The organism is Mycobacterium sp. E3305 (assembly GCF_001666785.1).
GTDB lineage: Bacteria > Actinomycetota > Actinomycetes > Mycobacteriales > Mycobacteriaceae > Mycobacterium.
The window spans coordinates 1-1,771 of record NZ_LZJA01000066.1; the positions used below are offsets into that span (position 1 = coordinate 1).

General features: G+C 69.0%; 1 protein-coding gene. It reads right to left on the reverse strand.

Annotated features, from left to right (window positions below; translation table 11 throughout):
- The coding region (locus A5701_RS06310; RefSeq protein ID WP_231969182.1) for a condensation domain-containing protein at positions 1–1,771 on the reverse strand (1,771 nt) is incomplete at both ends.

Below are 1,771 nucleotides of genomic sequence, written 5' to 3' on the forward strand. Positions count from 1 at the left end.
AGATGCGCCAACCGATTCGACGCCTCGTCCAACTCCCGATACGTCAACGACCGGCCCTCGCACGACACCGCCACCGCCCCCGGCGCACGCACCACCTGCGCGGCGAACAACGCCGGAATCGACACCGGCACCCACGGCTCGGCCAACACCGCCCGGTTGCCGATGGCACCCAGGCGGGCGCGCTCTGCGTCGTCGAGCAGGTCGATCGCCGAGAGCCGAAGGGTCGCGTCGGTCGTCAACGCGACCAGCACCGTCTGCAGGCGGTCGACCAAGGTCTCGATGGTCTCGGTGTCGAACACGTCGGTGCGGAACTCCACCGCACCGCCGATGCCGGCGGGCTGCGCGTCTTCGGTCCAGCGTTCGGCCAACGAGAACACGAGATCCATTCGGGCCGTGTGCGTGTCCAATGGCAGCGCAGTGGCGTGCGCCTCGCCCAGGGTGAGCTCGGCGGGGCCGTCGTTCTGCCAGGTCAACATGACCTGCACCAGGGGGTGATGGGTGAGGCTGCGCGTGGGGTTCAGCCGTTCCACCAGCATCTCGAAGGGCACGTCTTGATGCTCGTAGGCGGCGAGGCTGCGCTGCCGCACCTGGGCCAACACCTCTGCGAGCGTGGGGTTCCGGGCCAGATCGACCCTGAGCACCAAGGTGTTGACGAAGAAGCCGACCAGCTCGTCCAGCGCGGGGTCTTGCCGACCCGCGACCGGAAAGCCCACCGCCACATCCGAAGTCGCGCTGACCTTGGCGAGGAGCACCGCCAGCGCGGCCTGGAGCACCATAAAGCTCGTCGCGTTGTGTTCGCGAGCCACCTCGCGCACCCGTCGCTGCAACTGCGCCGGCCATTCCACGGCGACGGTGGAACCCCGGTAGTCGGCCACCGGGGGGTAGGGCCGGTCGGTGGGTAGGGCGAGATGCTCGGGCAGGTCGGCCAGAGCGTGCTGCCAATACCGAAGCTGCGCGGCGATGGGGCTGTCGGGTTCATCCAGTTCGCCCAGCAGGGACTGCTGCCACAGCGCGTAATCGACATACTGCACCGCAAGTGGCGCCCAATCGGGCGCCTTGCCCGCGCGCCGGCCGGCATAGGCGACTCCGAGGTCGCGCGCCAACGGCACCAGTGACCACCCATCGGCGGCGACGTGGTGGGCGACGGCGACCAACACGTGACGGTCGGCGGTGACCCGGAAAAGGGCTGCGCGCAGCGGGATTTCGGTGGCCAGATCAAAGGTGTGCCGTGCCGTCGCCTCGATGGCACCCTGGAGGCGGTTCGCCGGCCACCCTTCGGCGTCGACCACCCGCCAGCCGAAGTCGGCCCGCTCCGCGGGGATGACCACCTGCTGGGGTGTCCCCTCCGGCGCGACGAACACCGTGCGCAAACTTTCGTGCCGGGCCACCACGTCGGCCAGCGCCGCCCCGAGCGCGTCGACATCGAGGCGTCCGTCCAACTGCATCGCCGCGGACAGGTTGTAAACCGGTGATGGTCCCTGCAACTGATCGGTGAACCACAACCGGCTCTGCGCGAATGACAACGGAATCACCGCCGGCCGCGCACCGGTGACTATTCGGGCCGGCCGGCCCTCACCCGCACGGACATGCGGCGCCAATTGCCGAATCGTCGGCGCCTCGAACAACGTTCGCACCCCGAGGAGCGTGTCGAGGCCGGTATTGATCGCCGCCACCAAACGCATGGCCGACAGCGAGTCCCCGCCCAGGTCGAAGAAGGAGTCGTCGATGCCGACCCGTTCCACGCCCAGCACCTGGGCATAGATGCCCGCCA